The 16,703-nt window shown below is 44.6% G+C and carries 18 protein-coding genes; 9 read left to right on the top strand and 9 right to left on the bottom strand.

Annotated features, from left to right (window positions below; all coding sequences use genetic code 11):
• Positions 1-164: 164 nt before the first annotated feature.
• The 4 genes from DD616_RS10735 to DD616_RS10720 form a co-directional block, all read right to left on the bottom strand.
• A complete protein-coding gene (locus DD616_RS10735; RefSeq protein WP_026027355.1) occupies positions 165-1,139 on the bottom strand; it encodes a chemotaxis protein in 975 nt (324 codons plus the stop codon).
• Positions 1,140-1,163: 24 nt separating this feature from the next.
• Positions 1,164-1,943, bottom strand: coding sequence for a substrate-binding periplasmic protein (locus DD616_RS10730; RefSeq protein ID WP_013856665.1), 780 nt, complete (start codon positions 1,941-1,943; stop codon positions 1,164-1,166).
• A 157-nt stretch (positions 1,944-2,100) separates the two neighbouring features.
• Positions 2,101-2,781 (bottom strand): response regulator, encoded by a 681-nt coding sequence (locus DD616_RS10725; RefSeq protein ID WP_013856664.1) that lies wholly within the window; start codon positions 2,779-2,781, stop codon positions 2,101-2,103.
• Positions 2,778-4,397, bottom strand: a complete 1,620-nt coding sequence (locus DD616_RS10720) for an ATP-binding protein (protein ID WP_017044817.1) — start codon at positions 4,395-4,397, stop codon at positions 2,778-2,780. The genes DD616_RS10725 and DD616_RS10720 overlap by 4 nt, the downstream gene beginning before the upstream one ends.
• A gap of 360 nt (positions 4,398-4,757) precedes the next feature.
• On the opposite strand from DD616_RS10720, the gene DD616_RS10715 reads away from it, so the two are divergent.
• From DD616_RS10715 to DD616_RS10695, 5 genes are all read left to right on the top strand, one after another.
• Positions 4,758-5,012, top strand: a complete 255-nt coding sequence (locus DD616_RS10715) for a hypothetical protein (RefSeq protein WP_013856662.1) — start codon at positions 4,758-4,760, stop codon at positions 5,010-5,012.
• A 144-nt stretch (positions 5,013-5,156) separates the two neighbouring features.
• Entirely contained in the window at positions 5,157-6,593 is a 1,437-nt protein-coding gene (locus DD616_RS10710) for a TolC family protein (protein ID WP_094127064.1), read from the top strand.
• The gene (locus tag DD616_RS10705; RefSeq protein WP_017042989.1) at positions 6,590-7,564 is read left to right on the top strand and encodes an HlyD family secretion protein; all 975 of its coding nucleotides are present in this window, start codon (positions 6,590-6,592) and stop codon (positions 7,562-7,564) included. Before DD616_RS10710 ends, DD616_RS10705 begins: the two co-directional genes overlap by 4 nt.
• A 5-nt stretch (positions 7,565-7,569) precedes the next feature.
• Positions 7,570-8,718 carry an ABC transporter permease gene (locus DD616_RS10700; RefSeq protein ID WP_208872273.1) on the top strand — a complete coding sequence of 383 codons (1,149 nt, stop codon included), beginning with the start codon at positions 7,570-7,572 and terminating at the stop codon, positions 8,716-8,718.
• Positions 8,711-9,847: an ABC transporter permease gene (locus DD616_RS10695; protein WP_013856658.1), complete on the top strand. Its 1,137-nt coding sequence runs from the start codon at positions 8,711-8,713 to the stop codon at positions 9,845-9,847. The genes DD616_RS10700 and DD616_RS10695 overlap by 8 nt, the downstream gene beginning before the upstream one ends.
• Positions 9,848-9,851: 4 nt before the next feature.
• Here the strand turns inward: DD616_RS10695 and DD616_RS10690 are convergent, their stop codons facing one another.
• Complete coding sequence (locus DD616_RS10690; protein ID WP_029388298.1) at positions 9,852-10,226, bottom strand: ATP-binding protein; 375 nt, start codon at positions 10,224-10,226, stop codon at positions 9,852-9,854.
• Between the two features lie 137 nt (positions 10,227-10,363).
• Between DD616_RS10690 and metA the strand changes: the two genes are divergently transcribed.
• Together metA and pilW are read left to right on the top strand one after the other, a co-directional pair.
• The gene (gene metA / locus DD616_RS10685) at positions 10,364-11,305 is read left to right on the top strand and encodes a homoserine O-acetyltransferase MetA (RefSeq protein WP_013856656.1); all 942 of its coding nucleotides are present in this window, start codon (positions 10,364-10,366) and stop codon (positions 11,303-11,305) included.
• Positions 11,306-11,450: 145 nt separating this feature from the next.
• On the top strand, positions 11,451-12,164 hold the full coding sequence (gene pilW, locus DD616_RS10680; RefSeq protein ID WP_019280938.1) for a type IV pilus biogenesis/stability protein PilW: 714 nt from the start codon (positions 11,451-11,453) through the stop codon (positions 12,162-12,164).
• Positions 12,165-12,186: 22 nt separating this feature from the next.
• On the opposite strand, the gene DD616_RS10675 is transcribed toward pilW, so the two are convergent.
• From DD616_RS10675 to DD616_RS10665, 3 genes are all read right to left on the bottom strand, one after another.
• On the bottom strand, positions 12,187-12,408 hold the full coding sequence (locus DD616_RS10675; RefSeq protein ID WP_013856654.1) for a hypothetical protein: 222 nt from the start codon (positions 12,406-12,408) through the stop codon (positions 12,187-12,189).
• 62 nt (positions 12,409-12,470) lie between these two features.
• Positions 12,471-13,505, bottom strand: a complete 1,035-nt coding sequence (gene rlmF, locus DD616_RS10670; RefSeq protein WP_208872272.1) for a 23S rRNA (adenine(1618)-N(6))-methyltransferase RlmF — start codon at positions 13,503-13,505, stop codon at positions 12,471-12,473.
• Positions 13,505-14,008: a M48 metallopeptidase family protein gene (locus DD616_RS10665; protein WP_010318598.1), complete on the bottom strand. Its 504-nt coding sequence runs from the start codon at positions 14,006-14,008 to the stop codon at positions 13,505-13,507. Before DD616_RS10665 ends, rlmF begins: the two co-directional genes overlap by 1 nt.
• A gap of 165 nt (positions 14,009-14,173) precedes the next feature.
• On the opposite strand from DD616_RS10665, the gene DD616_RS10660 reads away from it, so the two are divergent.
• Entirely contained in the window at positions 14,174-14,401 is a 228-nt protein-coding gene (locus DD616_RS10660) for a glutaredoxin family protein (RefSeq protein WP_010318599.1), read from the top strand.
• Positions 14,402-14,424: 23 nt separating this feature from the next.
• On the opposite strand, the gene DD616_RS10655 is transcribed toward DD616_RS10660, so the two are convergent.
• Positions 14,425-15,294, bottom strand: coding sequence for a LysR family transcriptional regulator (locus DD616_RS10655; RefSeq protein WP_026027359.1), 870 nt, complete (start codon positions 15,292-15,294; stop codon positions 14,425-14,427).
• 154 nt (positions 15,295-15,448) lie between these two features.
• Here DD616_RS10655 and DD616_RS10650 point away from each other — a divergent pair, with 154 nt between their 5' ends.
• Positions 15,449-16,663 carry an MFS transporter gene (locus DD616_RS10650; RefSeq protein WP_208872271.1) on the top strand — a complete coding sequence of 405 codons (1,215 nt, stop codon included), beginning with the start codon at positions 15,449-15,451 and terminating at the stop codon, positions 16,661-16,663.
• Positions 16,664-16,703: the final 40 nt, after the last annotated feature.

The following is a 16,703-nucleotide window of genomic DNA, read 5'->3' as shown; positions in this document are numbered from 1 at the left end:
TGATCTTCCTCCCATCTCTCCTTACTCATCACTCGCTATTCGCGCCGCTGAGCTTAGCGTTCAAAATTGTGATAAAACAAAAAGAGCCTCAAATGAGACTCTCCTTAATTGGTCACAGACTGACCGCTATACCCAAACAACTCTAAGTGGGAAGAGTATAAAGGTTAAGCAAATACATATTTATCCATCAGGGTGACCATTTTGCCAATTTCGGGTTTGGTCAAGGTATCATCAGCACCCAGTGCTAAGGCTTTTGCTCGGTTATCATCACTCATGATCGAGGAGAACATCACTATCGGCGTTGTTTTATAAGTTTCGCTGTCACGCAAGCGCTTCAACAAGTGCATACCATCCATGCGCGGCATTTCTACATCCGTTACTATCGCATTCACTAACTCTGTCACGGGTACGTTTTCGGACTTGGCTACTTTCTCAATTTCCATTAATTTCTCATAGGCTTCACCACCGTCTTTACACGCAATAATGTTGTAGCCTGCAGAGCTTAATGTGTCTTGTATTAAACTGCGGATAAACGCCGAATCATCCACTACCATGATGGTTTTCGCATTACGTTTGCTGATCATTTTTTGGTTGAGGTCGACCGATCTGTCCACCGTGACATCGTATTTTTCCATACTCAATTCAGGGTTGATGTCAGCGATGATTTTCTCAAAATCCAAAATCATGATCAGGTTGCCGTCTTTGCGAACAACCGCCACGACGCAATCTTGCTCACCCGCTTCTAAAAACTGACTCGGCGATTCAACATCGTTCCAAGAAATACGGTGAATACGACTAATGCTGTCAATCAAAAAGCCATTGGTCATGCGGTTAAAATCCGTCACGATAACAAACTTTCGATCAAGGCTTGGATTAGTAGGCACACCAAGCCAACCGGCAAGATCAACTAACGGAGTCAGTACATCACGTGACGAAAATACACCGATCATATGCGGCTGAGCATTGGGATAATCGGTGGTATCAGGAACTTGTATCACTTCCCTAACTTTCGCAACGTTAATGCCGTAATAGCAGGTTTTCGTGCGTCCATCTGGCAGTACCTTTTCTAAATGGAACTCAATAATCTCAAGTTCGTTGGTACCACTCTCTGTCAAAATTGTACTACTTGGGTTGCTCATACTGGTCACTAATCTTAAGAATGGTTATTGGTATTTGTTTAATATGGCTTGATATCGATTAACACCGTCTTCATTAACCGTGTTCTTTACTTTATCAATACCCATTTGTAAATCGTCTAATAGTGTTTGGTCTATATTTTTATTAAAAGCATAGTAAAGTAATCCCTGCTTTAACACATAAAGTGTTTCAAATTGATCGGGGGCATATCCTGCTTGTTTTATCCACCAATGGGCTGACCGTTCATCGTATGCAATCAAATCAATACGCTTTTTCACTAACTGCTCTGCCAACATCGTGACATCCGTTGCTTCTTGCATTGAGTCTCTAGGAACACCATATTGCAATAGCATTTGTTCGCCGACGTCATCTTTTATCACCCCGATCTTATAGGAGGTGATTTCTAAAGGTTCCCCAAGTTTGATATTACTGCCTTTACGTGCAATTACCGAAACTTTGATGTCATCAATTGGGCCTACCCAATGAAATAATTCCTCTCTGTGTGACGTCCTTGTTGTCGAGAAAAGTACTCCGTCTTTTTTCAAAATGGTAGAGCGATAAGAACGAGCCCACGGTTGCAATACGATCTGGCTCAATAATACGTCATGTCCTGAGAATTTAGCGGCTTCTTGAAGTAAATCAACCGAAATACCAGTGATTTTGCCCTGATTCATAAAATTAAAAGGGGGATAGGCCTCTGTATAATACGTTAGTGTTTCAAGACTAGCGGGATAAGCAGGTGATGATGCCAACACACTGATTAGCCACATAGGTAGAATAGTACGCAGATATTTGATTACGTTCATCCTCTCTCCTACATGATGTTATCTGCCTTTTGTCCTTAAACTTTAGATGGGGTTTGAAACGCCGTCTAGTTGATCGCAAGCATTCATCATCAACAATACGAACGACGTGATTAAATAGCATTAAATTTCATGCGGTTAACCCATTAAATCTCTCGGCCTAACGCACAACTTTTTTATAGCAACGCTCCGGGCGACCAACCGTGCCGTAATTTAAGTCGGCGGTTAGCTCACCACTGCTGATTAAATATTCCAGATAACGCCTTGCCGTGGTTCGACTTGCGCCAATTTTTTCTCCCGCTTCGTCCGCGGTCAAACTGCATGGTGTATTAAAAAGATGGCGTATTTTGTCTAGCGTAACCCCATCAATTCCTTTGGGAAGACGCAGATGAGTGGGAAGCTCACTGGTATTGGCTGTCAACATTTTATCAACTACGTTTTGGTCAACATCAGCCACGGAGCCCAGCTCTAATTGTTGGGTTTGGTATTTCTTCAATGCCGATTCAAGACGGGGAAACATGACTGGCTTGAGCAAGTAATCAACTACGCCACCACGCATTGCCTGTTGTAGCGTCTCAACATCGCGCGCTGCAGTAATCAAAATTACATCACAGCCTTGGTTATTGCCTCGAACTTTCTGTAAGAGATCGAGCCCCGTACCATCCGGTAGATAAACATCCAGCAATACTAAATCGGGTTTGAGGATATCTAACTGCAATTGGGCATCGGCGTGAGTCGTTGCAATGCCAATGACTTCAAATCCCTCAATTTGTGTCAGGTAACGATGATGTAATTGCGCAATCGCGATATCATCTTCAATGATCATGACACGGGTATTCATACTTGTTCTTCCTTAGGCAGATAAACCGTAACTCTTGTTCCAACATCTTGATTACTTTTCATTTCTAGCTGCCCTTGATAGCGATCAGCTAACTGTTTTACCAGGTGTAAACCCACACCTCGGTTATGTTTTGCTTTGCTAGATACTCCCTTTTGCCATAATTGCTGTGGCGACATTTGTTCGGGTAAACCACACCCTTTATCATCCACTTCAAGAATAATTTCGGCACCATAATCGCTGAGTGACACTTCAATGATGCGTCGTTCTTGTGTCACCCGTTTTTCATTGCGGATCATCGTGAGTGTCGCATCAAATGCATTGTCAATCAGGTTACCCAAAATAGTGACGATATCTTCAGCATTAATACGCTGCGGCAAAGGTTCTAGACGCGATCCCTCTTCAACGACTAACTCCAAACCAAGTTCACGAGCTCGCTCAGTTTTACCCAGCAGCATTCCGGCAATGAGTGGATCTCTAACTGTCTCGCGTAGAAATTCAATGAGCGATTGGTAATGAGCCGTTTCTTGGCCGATTAAATGCTGAACCGCTTCCAGCTCTCCCATTTGTACAAGCCCACTGATGGTGTTGAGTTTGTTGCGATGTTCGTGAGTTTGAGAGCGCAGCATTTCAGCATACTCTTTGGTTTGGGAGAGTTGCTCGGTTAACTCGTTGATTTCATCTCGGAGGCGGAAGCTGGACACCGCCCCAACCACTTTACCGTCAACAATAATCGGACTTCGATTGGCGATCAGACGCTGTTGATTGAGGTACAGCTCGATGTCGTGATCAGGCGTGCCACTTTCAATAACACTCATGAGATCACTTTCAGGTAGAAACAGAGAAAGTGGTTGATTCAGTGCTTTCTCTCGGTTAATCGCCAAAATCTCACACGCACTTTTATTAATGGAACGAAGAATACCCGCCTCATCAATACTTAAAATGCCTTCCTTTAAGGTACTCATGGTGACATCGAGTTCGACATACAATCGGCCAATCTCTTCTGGTTCAAAACCGAGTATCGCTTTCTGAAAACGGCGTGAGGCGTAGCTGGAAAGTACAGCATTCGCCAGCACCACCAGCAGTGCCATCCCAATTAGGTAGATGAGAAAAGGTTCAATTTTATCTTGTAGCCGTTCTATTAAGTAACCAACTGACACCACACCAACGATTTGTCCTTGGGCATTTTTTACCGCCGATTTTCCACGCACGGATTTACCCAATGAACCCTGAGCAAAAGAAACGTATGACTCACCATGTAGCAAAGCTTGATCATTATCTCCCCCTTTCATGGGAAGACCAATTCGTTCATCAACAGGATGGACTAAGCGGATCCCATGTTGATCGCCGATAACAATGAAGGTTGCACCGATTAATTTTGTTAACTCTCGATAACGCTGTTGGTGATCCACCCCACTACCAGATTCAAGCATATCGACCACTGATGGAGTTTGAGCAAGAAATGAAGCAACCCCTAAGGCCTTTAAGCCCATCTCTTCTTCTTGAGAATGTTTGATGTACACAAAACCAGCGGCAACTAACAGCAGTAATTCAATCAACCCTGAAAGGGTCATTATGATCAGCATACGCTTACGAAAACTGATACTACTCCACACCATAAATCCCTCTTTAACTCTGCATACAAGCTAACACTTATTTAACATTTGAGCGAAGAGAGAAACGAATAACTGTGAACAATACTACGCATTCCACGCACCATTTTGGTTCGTTTTATTGCAATCTATTTCGAAGACTTGCCAAGCAGAATATGCACAAGGTTTTATAAAAAATTATCATGGTTATTTCGTGATCTATATCACGCCTATTTTAGAAAAATTTTATCTTATAATGCAAAAGCATTTGTATACTAATTGTGCAGTGAAGAAGATGATGAGGAAACCTCACAAAAAGATAGCCCTATAATAACCATACCAATTGCTATCGATTCCATTCATAACATTGTCAGAAGGACACTTACAATGAAACGCGATGCCTTTGGAATTTGCCTTTCCCGAGATATGCTGTTTAACCATTTACAGTCAACCTTTACTCACGTTCGGGCTTATGAAGAAATAGCGACTGAGTCAAATGATGACCTGAGAGTGCTACTCGCTTTCCCGCAGATGTCGGGTAAGGATGTGCTGACCACGATGCAAGGTAGTACAAACGTGAGAGGTAGTAAAAAATTGGTTTGGCGGGCCGATTATCTCTGCCCTTCTTACCATAAGTATTAAATTTAAATATTGAATTTTGATGATATGCGCTTCATGCTAGCGCATATCACTTGCTGTTGTTTCGACATTTCAACCCATCTCACTGTTGACTTCCGCAGCAAAAAACTAGAGCATTAACTCTAATTATTATTACTCGAGCTTAGCATGAAAGCGAAAACACTCAGCCTATTCGTCTTTACTCTGCTTGGTGCAGCCCCTTCTTTCGCCGCGCCGATTTCCTTTCAACAAGCATGGGATCTTTTGCAACAGAGCAATAATTCACTTGCCGCTGGGCGGGCAAATGTCGAACGCTATCAGCATATTGAAAATTCCACAGACAGTCTCAATTTGCCTGCTGTTTCTATTGGTGCAAACTACACGCGTTTAGACCAAGATGTTACTTTGTCAGGAAAGCAGATATTCGATAGCACTGGGCAATCTATCCCATCATCTTTGGGGCCAGTTTTAGGACCAATACTCGCCAGTGCTGGCTCCATCACATCAACCATCACCGAACGTGATATTTTCAGCTCTTCGATTCGCGCTATTTGGCCCATTTTTACAGGCGGACGGATCAGCGCCGCACAAGCCGCTGCGGAAGGTAAAAAAGAAGAAGCACAAAGCCAGCTCGCAATGGAAACACAAGCGCGCTATGAAGACTTGAGCAAATATTACTTTAGTGTTCTTTTGGCAAAAGAGGTTTTAGTGACTCGCCAAGCCGTTGAGCAAGGGTTAACCAAGCACCGTGATAATGCACTAAAGTTAGAGCAACAAGGACAAATTGCCCATGTGGAACGGCTACAAGCTGAAGCCTCATTAGATAAAGCAACGGTTGAACGCAAAAAAGCACAAAAAACCTTAGATATTGCCCAAAGCGCACTAACCCAAATTCTAGGTCAAACAGAAAAAGTCGAGCCAAGTGGTTCACTGTTTGTCAATGACCGTTTACCGCCGCTCTCTGTTTTTGTGGAGCAAACGCTCAATACCTATCCGGGTTTGGCACTACTTGAAGCAAAAGAAAAGCAAGCAAGCAGCTTGATCAAAGCTGAAAAAGGCAAATACTATCCAGAAGTCTACCTTTACGGTGATTACAGCCTACATGAAGACGATTCGCTGGCCAGCCAAATGAAACCGGATTGGTTAGTGGGTGTTGGGGTCAACATTCCGTTAATTGAAACATCGGGTCGCAGCGATCAAGTCAAAGCAGCGCACAGCGCAGTTTCACAAGTACGTTACTTAAAGGCGCAAGCTAAGCAAGATTTGAGCGTGTTGGTGGAAAAAACCTATTTGGAAGCCGAACAAGCATTGGAAGAAGTGATGGGGCTAAACTCAAGTCTCACACTGGCTAATGAAAACCTGAACCTACGCCAAAAGGCATTCAGTCAGGGTTTAGCAACGTCTTTAGATGTAGTGGATGCAGAGCTCTACCTTGCTAGTATAAAAACGCAACAGTCATTAGCTAGCTTCAACTACTTACTTTCTTTAAATAAGTTACTGGCATTGACCAGTGAAATGAATACTTTCCCTATCTACACACAATCAGCGATTTTGTTGCACTCATCAATGACTCACGAATCACCTGCTCAAAAGGATGCCTTATGAAAGCCGTAAAACCAACACTGATTGCTCTTGCTGCTGTGGTGGCGATCTCTTGGGTAGGCTATCGCTTTTACCAAGCATCTCAACCTAAACCTGTCCGCTTACAAGGTCAAATTGAATCTCAACAATACAGTATTTCCTCAAAAGTTCCCGGCCGTATTGATCAGGTACTGGTGCGCAAAGGCGATAGCGTTGAACGTGGTCAGCTCATTTTCACGCTGCACAGCCCTGAAATTGAAGCTAAATTAGATCAAGCTATTGCGGGTCAAAAAGCGGCGGGCGCACTGGCTAAAGAAGCAGAAACAGGCGCACGCGATCAGCAGATCCAAGCGGCAAAAGATCAATGGCTTAAAGCCAAAGCCGCAGCGGATTTAATGGAAAAAACCTATTTGCGTGTCAATAATCTTTACCGTGATGGTGTCGTCGCTGAACAAAAGCGTGATGAAGCGAATACCCAATGGCAGGCCGCTAAATATACTGAAAGCGCCGCTTTTCAGATGTATCAAATGACCAAAGAAGGCGCACGCTCTGAAACTAAACTCGCTGCCGCGGAAAAAGAACGTATGGCTGCTGGTGCCGTAGCGGAAGTTGAAGCTTATGCCGCGGACACTAAAATTGAGAGTTGGTTTGACGGTGAAGTGTCCCAAGTACTGCTGCAAAGCGGCGAACTGGCTCCACAGGGCTTCCCTGTCGTCACTGTCGTGGATACCCAAGACTCATGGGCGGTGCTCAACGTACGCGAAGATCAACTCAAGCATTTCACGAAAGGCACAACATTTACGGCTTACTTACCTGCTTTAGAAGCCAAAGTAGAATTTATCGTTTCCCACATCGCAGTGATGGGTGATTTCGCCACATGGCGATCAACAGACGCCTCACAAGGGTTTGATTTACGCACCTTTGAAATCGAAGCTCGCCCTACCACACCTGTCGAAGGTTTGCGCATGGGAATGAGTTTAGTGGTTGAGCTATAAGCCTTATGTCGATTCAGGTTCGCCCTCAATGGCCTCTGCTGCGCCATGATCCTTGGCTATTGTCTAGCCTAAGCTGGATACCAATAGTATTGGCATTCAGTATTTGGTGGATTTTCTCACAAGGGATAGTGCGCGATCTGCCGATTGGCGTGGTCGATTTGTCTCACAGCCAATTGTCACATCAATTGATAAGAGATTTCGATGCAACCTCGACCATGGCAGTCACGCACCAGTTCCAAGATGTCAATCAAGCCAAAACTGCGTTAATTGAAAGTGACATTTACGCGTACGTTGTCATTCCATATCAATTTGATAAATCAATATTTCGTGGTGAGCAGCCACAAGTATCGACCTTCTTCAATAGCCAATACATTTTGGTTGGACGATTGATCAACTCTGCTATTGTTCAAGCACAAAGTACGTTCAATGCCCAAGTGGATGTCGTAAAAAACCTAGCGACTAGCCAACAAACCACATTGAGTGCGATGGGGCGAGCCGTACCAATCAGGACACAGATTACGCCCCTGTTTAATCTCAATACAAACTATGCGCAATTTTTAGTCTCGGCGGTTATACCCGCTCTTTGGCAAATCGTTGTCGTGGTCAGTACCATTATGATTTTGGCAGCAAACCATCGTCACTTTGGTTTGCAAACGTGGCTTGGAGAAAAGCCATTACGCATTTTAACGCTAACATTGATGCGTTATCTGCCGATTTTTATGTTGCAAGGGATTGGTTTTTTAATCTGGTTTTATCAAATATTAATGTGGCCAATGCACGGCAGTTTTGCTCTATTGATTATCGCACAACTTGCAATGACGCTCGCCTGTATGATCATGGGCGCACTCTTTTTCTTTCTAACACTCGATCCGGCAAGAGCGATGAGTTTTGCTGGCGCTTTTACCGCACCAAGTTTTGCGTTTATGGGCATTACGTTCCCAGTGACGGATATGAATACTCTAGCGCAGTGGTGGCGAAGCCTGCTACCAGTGAGTCACTACATTGAAGTGCAAGTAAGCCAAGTGAGTTATAACGCTGAATTGCTGTCATCACTTAAGTATTTAGTGCCAATGCTGGGCTATGCATTGCCGCTGCTGCTCACTTTGATTCTTATCCGTAAACACAAGCAAGCCGAGCGAATCAACCATGACTGAAACTACGCGATTCATTGCTCTACTTAAAGCAGAGCTAAAAGCGCTATTCACTAACCCTGTGGTGCTGTTGACTGTCTTTGGTGGCGTGGTTTTTTACTCCTTTTTATACCCTTTGCCTTATACGCAGCAAACTCCACGCGAGCAGACACTCTCGATTGTCAATCTCGATAAAAGCCAAGCTAGTTACCAACTAGAACGCATGGTTGACGCAACGCCACAAGTCAAAGTGATTCAACGAGACAGTACCATTGAAGATGCCAAGCAGGCTTTTCTTAACCGCAAAGTTAGCGGTATTTTAGTGATTCCTGAACATTTTTATAAAGACCTACTACTTGGAAAAAGTCCAACACTGGCCTACGCTGGCGATGCCTCTTACTTTCTAGTGTACGGCACCATCGTTGAGGGCTTATCGCAAGCTGGTGGAACCTTAGCCGCGAAAAGTAAAGTGTCACGTTTAGTGATGGAAGGAGAACCGCTTTCTCTGGCCGCTCAGCACTATTCCGCCACAAGCATCAACCTAAAACCGACCTTTAACCCACGCATGGGTTATGTTGATTACGTTGTCCCAGCGGTATTTGTTTTGATCTTACAACAAACCATGATCATGGCGGCAGGATTAATGGGCGGAACACAAAAGCACGGAAATGGCTACTGGAGCCATACCACACCGCTACGATTAATATTGGTACGCAGCATTGTCCTTGTTGCTGTTTATTATCTACTCAGCATGTACTACTTTGGTGCCAGTTTTACCTCACATGGTGTCAACACCCTCGCCAGTGCGGGGCATTTATTGCTACTTCTACTGCCTTTCTTACTGGCCTCTTGCCTATGTGGCATTTGGCTTGGTTCAGTTACACCGCGGCGAGAATTGGTGACGTTAGTGGTATTAATCAGCTCAATGCCACTGATTTTTTCAGCTGGTTTTATTTGGCCGTTAGAAGCAATTCCACGCCCTATCATTTGGATATCCAACCTCTTTCCAAGTACGCCTGCCATTCAGAGTTTTCTCAGTTTGAACCAAATGGGCGCATCATGGGATCAAATCAGCACTCAGTGGGGGATCTTGTGGGTGCAAGTGTTTGGTTGGGGAGCCCTTGCTTTTTACCAACTCCAGCGGAAGCGTTAATTAATCATTCCTGCCACTGCTGACGCATACGCTCAACAGTGGCATCATCGATACCATGAACATTCTGGTATTGCGCACGGCAAACATTAATCACTAAGGTTGCATGGTAACGTTTAGCCAACTGCTGGTAAGCTCGCATCTCCCAATGTCGAACAAAAGTATTCGCCACAACAACGTCCTCACCTTGCGCTAAACAGCGCTCCACTTGCTGTTGACACCACCGATGAGCTTGCTCGATTTTATCTGGCTGATAACAATAGTTGCCTTTCTCATTGATAAAATACATATCCGCTTCAAAATGTTTTGCATGTAGCGTCCTTGCTAAGGTGCTTTTGCCTGAGCCGGGTAATCCCCTGATCAAAGTTAAGGTTAGCGCCATGTGTATCCAACAGGTAAGTAAACGGATATCCAATAGTAACCAATTTCACAGCAAGATTCATTTTGCTATCGACATCTGGTTTTGATTGAGTTAAGTTCGGCAGTATAGACGTCCAAAAATAGCTTAGGGAGAAAGCTGTGCCGATTAAGATCCCCGACCAACTGCCAGCCGGTGATGTACTGCGTCATGAGAACATTTTCGTGATGTCAGAAACACGTGCCGCCACACAGGGCATCCGTCCACTGAAAGTTTTGATTTTGAATTTAATGCCGAAGAAAATCGAAACCGAGACTCAGTTTTTGCGCCTGTTATCCAATACTCCGCTGCAAGTGGATATTGAATTACTGAGAATTGATGAGCGCCCAAGTAAAAATACCCCCACTGAGCATTTGGAGAACTTTTACCGTCAATTTGAGATGGTAAAAAATCGCAACTTCGACGGGCTCATCATCACTGGAGCACCTTTGGGGTTGGTCCAATTTGAAGATGTGATTTATTGGGAACACTTAAAAAGCGTGATGGAATGGGCTAAAAATCACGTCACTTCCACACTCTACGTTTGCTGGGCAGCGCAAGCGGGGCTAAAACTGCTCTACAATCTGCCCAAACGAACTCGCAAAGAAAAATTATCGGGCGTTTATCATCATGAAATCCACCATCCCTTTCATCCGATATTACGCGGCTTTGACGACACCTTTTTAGCGCCCCATTCTCGTTATGCTGATTTCTCACCAGAATACTTAGCCGAACATACGAATTTAGATATTCTCGCCACCTCTGATGTGGCGGGTGTGTACTTAGCCTCAACCAAAGACAAACGTAACGTGTTTGTCACAGGTCACCCTGAGTACGACGCACATACACTGCATGGTGAATATATTCGAGATTTAGGTGAAGGGATGGAACCCGCAATCCCAGTCAACTACTACCCCAATGACAACCCAGATAATAAGCCAGTCGCCAGTTGGCGAAGCCACGGTCACTTGCTGTTTGCAAACTGGTTAAACTACTGTGTTTACCAACAAACACCTTACGACCTTGAACACTTTAGCGAAGATAAATTTACCAAAGACGATTAGTGTTTCATGCCTGATCATCTCAGTAATGAGGTGTTCAGGTTTTCATCAAACATAGTGCATACTGACTCGCATTCTTCTCTGCTCTTTCTCCCTCAATCTTCTGATTTCCTTATCATGCGTCTAAGCCATTTAGGAGCTGCAGATAATGAAAAAAATACTGATGATATTGATAATGTTCACGTTATCGGCCTGTGTCACCGTGAACGAAAAAGGTGAGCCTGAAGTAAAAGCGGATCCGGTTGAAATGGCCGAATCTCGCATTGCGCTCGGCCTAGGCTATTTAGAAAATGGCAACATGAGCAAAGCGCGTGAGAACCTAGAAAAAGCCACACAACATGCGCCGACTTACTATCGCTCGCAACTTGCGATGGCTCACTACTACGAAACTGTCGGTGAAACAGAGGCCGCACGTAAAACCTATCAAGCCGCGCTTCGCGCTCATCCCAAAAACGGCAATATTCTCAATAACTACGGCACATTTTTGTGCAAGCAGGGCGAATATCAAAAAGCCGATGAATATTTTAACCGCGCCATTGCTCAACCCTATTATTACCTTGTCCCAGCAAGCTATGAGAACGCAGCCTTTTGCGCGTTAAAATCTGGCGATAAAGAACAAGCGCACTACTATTTTGCAAAAACATTAGACCATGACCCTAATCGAGCTCGTTCATTGCTGCAATTAGCTAAATTGGAAATTGACGCTCAACAATACACGCAAGCTCGCATCCGCTTGATGCAATTTAATCAGCGCTACGGTAACCAAAAAACATCGCTTCAATTATTGGTAGAGTTAGAGAAAAAGGCAGGAAATAAAGCGTTAGAGAAAAAATATCAAGCGGCGCTCGATACCTTTTCCTAACATCGTATTACTAGGGCAAGGGTTATTTGATATTGGTGGGTCTACCGTCTTTGCCACCAGGACGATCACGATAGTGGATACGGCGAAGACGTCTGACTTTCTGAGCGCGCTGAATTTTTTGATATTCGCGATAGATAATACGAATAAAAAACCCAAGCCCAATCATCGCAAGCAAGGCAAACAGATAAGCGAAGGGCTGGCAGATCCAGTCAGGTTGGCAAGGTAAATAAAGGTCAAAGTCCATACCTTACTCCTTCTATTGCTATCTCAACTCACTGACCAATATAGTCAATCAACGAAGTCAGCCTAGCACTTTGCCGCTAACCATTGTTTGCGTTGACTGTCATTTTGGAAACTCCATGCGATGAATCGACTCACTTTTTGCCCTTGTTGCATTTCAACAACCTTCACCACTGCAGCACCCACTTTATCTAACTGTTTTTGCATCCAACGTACATTCTCTTTTTTAGAGATCAATGTGGTGAACCACAGCACTTGCTGAGCGTAGTGTTGACTTTCAAAGGCCATGTTTTTAATAAAAGCAGCTTCACCACCGGGGCACCATAACTCAGCTTTTTGTCCACCAAAGTTGAGCGTGACCGCCTTACTTCTGTTAGCGTCTTGCCCCGCAATTTCTTGACCTTTTTTGACTCGATTACGCTGTAAATTTTTCAACTTACGTTCGCTGCCTTGCTGCGCCTCTACTTGTGACGCGTGGAAAGGCGGGTTGCACGTTGTGAGATCGTAACGCTCATTTTCTTGAATAATCTGCTTAAAAATGTGTTTTGCATCACTCTGCAAACGGCATTCAATACGCCCATTGAGTGAAGCGTTGCTATTAACCACCAGATTGGCGGATTTAATAGAGATAGGATCAATATCGCTACCAACATAGCGCCAGCCGTACTCTGCCACACCCACGATCGGATAAATACAGTTCGCTCCGACCCCAATATCAAGTGCTTGAACCTTTTCATGCTTGATTGCTGAGCACTCATCTAGCAGCAGATCGGCCACGCGATGAATATAATCAGCTCGACCGGGGATCGGCGGGCACAAATACCCAGCGGGAATATCCCAATGTGTCACATGATAATGATGTGCCAATAACGCTTTGTTGAGCATTTTCACCGCCATCGCATCGGAGAAATTGATGCTCGGTTCACCACTCGGGTTGCGAATAACAAAGGGCTTCAAAGCAGGCAGTGTATTAATCAGCGCGGGGAAATCGTATTGTCCTTGATGCTGATTACGAGGATGTAACCCCTGCTTTGCTTTTAACGCAGGTTTTTTATGGCTCGCTTCTGGTTGGCTTTTCTGCGGCTTCGCTTTGGCTGACATTACTGCTCCTCTTTTAAATCGAGATACATCATAAACAATCGTGCATCAAACTCGAGCTGATGATAATTCGGTTCCATATGGCAACACAGTTGATAGAAAGCCTTGTTGTGTTCTTTCTCTTTGATGTGAGCCAGCTCATGTACCACTAGCATGCGCAGCAGCGGCTCCGGTGCTTCTTTAAACATGCTCGCTATGCGGATCTCATTTTTAGATTTGATTTTCCCACCATGCACTTTGGCAACATAACTGTGCAACCCTAGTGCGTTATTGATAATGTGGATTTTATTGTCGTACACCACTTTACTGATCGGCGCCGTTTTCTTCATATATTGATTTTTGAGATCAATCGCGTAGTTAAACAACGCTTTTTCACTTTGAATCGAATGGCGCTGTGGGTAGCGTTGCTCAAACCAACTAACGAATTTACCGGCCGTGATCAACTGTTCAACTTGTGACACGAGATGAGGCGGATAGTTTTGTATGTAACGAAAAGATGGATGCATAGCCCAGCAACTGACTCATAAAAAAGGCGCTAAGTGTAACTGAATCAAGCCTGCGTTTCATCTTTCCAATCACAAGGAGCAAGGCTTCGCATCCGAGAGAGTTGAAACTCAGCGCCTCGGTGGGTAAACTTGCCGCCCTTTATGTTCGGTTAATGAGTGAATTGGATGAAACGTATTGTGCTCTACGTCAAAGATAAATGCCCGCACTGTAAAGATGCTCAGCGCTATCTTGACGCCAAACAGATCCCCTACCGCTTATGTAACGCAAAAATGCAACGCGGCCGGAAGGAACTGGATGCGATCGGCGCGCGCAGTGTACCGGCTTTAAAAATTGGTGATCGAATTATGATTGGCTGGAACCCAAACAACTTTGAAAAAATCTATCAAAGTTAATCGAACGATACACATAGCCCCTTTCACACGTACTGTTTCACAAATTCAATAAAAGTACGGTCGGCATTAGACAAATAGCCCTCTTTGCGCCATGCGAGGGCTAAATCTAACCAGACTGGCGGTTCAAAAGGGATCGCTCGTACATCCGGTTCATGCTCCGTTACAAGCTCTAATAACGCAGTCACTGCGTACTCATGTTTGACAATACTTAAAATCATTGGCAACAGATTGGTTTCAAAAGAGAAATGTGCGCTGAGCTTATGCTCTTTACACACTTTATCAATGAAGTCGCGGTGGAAATAACCGGGCTTAAACATTACCAATTCATGCTCAAAAAAGGTCTTAAAATCTATCGATTCTCGTTGTGCTAACTCATGTTCTTTCCCCACTACCGCCACCATTTGCGATGATAAGAGGGGATCAACCTCTAAATCCGGAGGAAGATCATGATTGAGGATCACACCAATATCTAGCTCACCACTGAGCAACATTTTTCTAATCGACTGAGTTCCCGCTTCTATCACCGTCATTTTTAGCAAGGGAAAGTGACTTTTAAAAGCCATTACAATTTCTGGAAAGAAATAGGATCCCATCATGCTCGGCGCGCCGAGCCTCACTTCGCCTTTGACGAGCCCTTTAAGCTCATCCATCGCCAATTGTGCATCTTCAAGTTGCTGCAAAATACGAGTGGCGTGTTCATATAACACTTGCCCTTCATGGGTCAGCGTCACTTTTCGCTCATCTCTTTTTAGCAAAACAACCCCTAATTGCTGCTCAAATTTTTTAATCGAAATGCTAAGCGCTGGCTGCGCAATGTGCAATTGCTGGGCTGCTAAAGTAAAGCTGCCGCACTGAACCACAGCCGAAAAATGTTTTAGATGGCGAGTATCCATAGCTTTATGGTTCCACAAAATCAAACGAAGCGATATTCGTCCAACGAGGTTTGGATATATTTTATATATCACGACGATATTTTTAATATATTTTATTAATCACCAAGCCACTGCTACTGTGATCACAGATACATAACGTAAGTGAAGCGTAATCATGATCGAAATTGGCAGTAAAGAATACCGAAAAGTCACTTGGGGACTTGCGCTCGGCTCGTTCTTAGTCTTTTGTAATCTCTATCTTTTTCAGCCAATGTTGCCCTACCTTGCTACGCATTTTGCGGTTTCAGAAACCCAAATTAACTGGTTATTTGCCGCATCAACCCTCGCACTCTCCGTCAGTTTAGTCCCTTGGGCAATCAGCTCTGAATCCTTTGGCCGCCGCAAAGTGATGTTATTAGGGCTATTCATGATGCCATTAATCGGCAGCTTAATGTTGATCAGCCAACAGCTATGGGTGCTGGTTTTAACACGTGCACTAATGGGTGTCGCATTGGCCGCCTTTGCTTCGGTTGCCGTGGCTTACATGGCTGAGGAGCTTTCGCCTCAAGCATTTAGCCAAGCGATTGGCGGTTATATTGCTGCGAATTCATTAGGTGGCATTAGTGGCCGAATTTTAGGCGGTATATTGACCGATGCCTTTGGCTGGCAACAAGCCGTGATTGTGATTGCCATACTCACTTTCGTATGCGCCATCATTGTGCTGTGGTTACTGCCCATTCAACGCAATTTCACGCCGCAACGAGGCTTGTTCTTTCACCACAACCGTGCGCTAGTAAAACATCTTTCTAACCGCACACTGTGGCTTGCGATGCTGATTGGTGGTACTAACTTCGCGCTGTTTGTTAATCTCTACTCAGTGATGGGCTTTCGGCTTGTCGCCGAACCCTACTCGCTACCGATTGGCTTAGCATCATTGATCTTCCTATGTTATTTGGCGGGAACACTCAGCTCGAAACTGACCGCCAACTGGACAAAACGCTACAATGCCATTTCGGGCATGATGCTGGGAGCCTTGCTCAGTTTATCGGGGATGTGGCTAGCCTTGGTTGAATCAATCCCGTTTATGCTGATCGGTTTAATGTTGATCAGTTTCGGCGCGTTTTTTACCCATACGCTCGCCTACTCATGGGTGAGCCAAAAGGCCAGCAGCGCAAAAGCAACCGCGACCGCTCTATATTTGGTTCATTACTATGTAGGTGGCAGCCTCGGCGGGTTTTTCCTACTCTATTGCTGGCAAAATGGCGGTTGGCCGGTGGTGGTTTCGGGTGGAATGGTGTTGTATGTGGCGATGTTTTTTCTCTGTTGGAAATTGCGCCATGATGACCGCGCCCTTGCGCACCGCAAACCGCTGCATGAATTGATCAAGTAGTGTTATCCACTCACTTTATCAAAAGACTCATGTTATGCTT

The sequence above is a fragment of the Vibrio anguillarum genome (genome assembly GCF_003390515.1).
GTDB classification, from domain to species: Bacteria; Pseudomonadota; Gammaproteobacteria; order Enterobacterales; family Vibrionaceae; genus Vibrio; species Vibrio anguillarum.
The sequence above is the reverse complement of the archived record's forward strand: the minus strand, read 5'-3'. Positions and strand labels throughout refer to the sequence as shown.

What these genes read in the sequence shown, in the direction of transcription:
- DD616_RS10735 (WP_026027355.1), bottom strand. Translation starts at nt 1,139, where the DNA reads ATGAGCAACCCAAGTAGTACAATTTTGACAGAGAGTGGTACCAACGAA.
- DD616_RS10730 (WP_013856665.1), bottom strand. Translation starts at nt 1,943, where the DNA reads ATGAACGTAATCAAATATCTGCGTACTATTCTACCTATGTGGCTAATC.
- DD616_RS10725 (WP_013856664.1), bottom strand. Translation starts at nt 2,781, where the DNA reads ATGAATACCCGTGTCATGATCATTGAAGATGATATCGCGATTGCGCAA.
- DD616_RS10720 (WP_017044817.1), bottom strand. Translation starts at nt 4,397, where the DNA reads ATGGTGTGGAGTAGTATCAGTTTTCGTAAGCGTATGCTGATCATAATG.
- DD616_RS10715 (WP_013856662.1), top strand. Translation starts at nt 4,758, where the DNA reads ATGAAACGCGATGCCTTTGGAATTTGCCTTTCCCGAGATATGCTGTTT.
- DD616_RS10710 (WP_094127064.1), top strand. Translation starts at nt 5,157, where the DNA reads ATGAAAGCGAAAACACTCAGCCTATTCGTCTTTACTCTGCTTGGTGCA.
- DD616_RS10705 (WP_017042989.1), top strand. Translation starts at nt 6,590, where the DNA reads ATGAAAGCCGTAAAACCAACACTGATTGCTCTTGCTGCTGTGGTGGCG.
- DD616_RS10700 (WP_208872273.1), top strand. Translation starts at nt 7,570, where the DNA reads ATGTCGATTCAGGTTCGCCCTCAATGGCCTCTGCTGCGCCATGATCCT.
- DD616_RS10695 (WP_013856658.1), top strand. Translation starts at nt 8,711, where the DNA reads ATGACTGAAACTACGCGATTCATTGCTCTACTTAAAGCAGAGCTAAAA.
- DD616_RS10690 (WP_029388298.1), bottom strand. Translation starts at nt 10,226, where the DNA reads ATGGCGCTAACCTTAACTTTGATCAGGGGATTACCCGGCTCAGGCAAA.
- pilW (WP_019280938.1), top strand. Translation starts at nt 11,451, where the DNA reads ATGAAAAAAATACTGATGATATTGATAATGTTCACGTTATCGGCCTGT.
- DD616_RS10675 (WP_013856654.1), bottom strand. Translation starts at nt 12,408, where the DNA reads ATGGACTTTGACCTTTATTTACCTTGCCAACCTGACTGGATCTGCCAG.
- rlmF (WP_208872272.1), bottom strand. Translation starts at nt 13,505, where the DNA reads ATGTCAGCCAAAGCGAAGCCGCAGAAAAGCCAACCAGAAGCGAGCCAT.
- DD616_RS10665 (WP_010318598.1), bottom strand. Translation starts at nt 14,008, where the DNA reads ATGCATCCATCTTTTCGTTACATACAAAACTATCCGCCTCATCTCGTG.
- DD616_RS10660 (WP_010318599.1), top strand. Translation starts at nt 14,174, where the DNA reads ATGAAACGTATTGTGCTCTACGTCAAAGATAAATGCCCGCACTGTAAA.
- DD616_RS10655 (WP_026027359.1), bottom strand. Translation starts at nt 15,294, where the DNA reads ATGGATACTCGCCATCTAAAACATTTTTCGGCTGTGGTTCAGTGCGGC.
- DD616_RS10650 (WP_208872271.1), top strand. Translation starts at nt 15,449, where the DNA reads ATGATCGAAATTGGCAGTAAAGAATACCGAAAAGTCACTTGGGGACTT.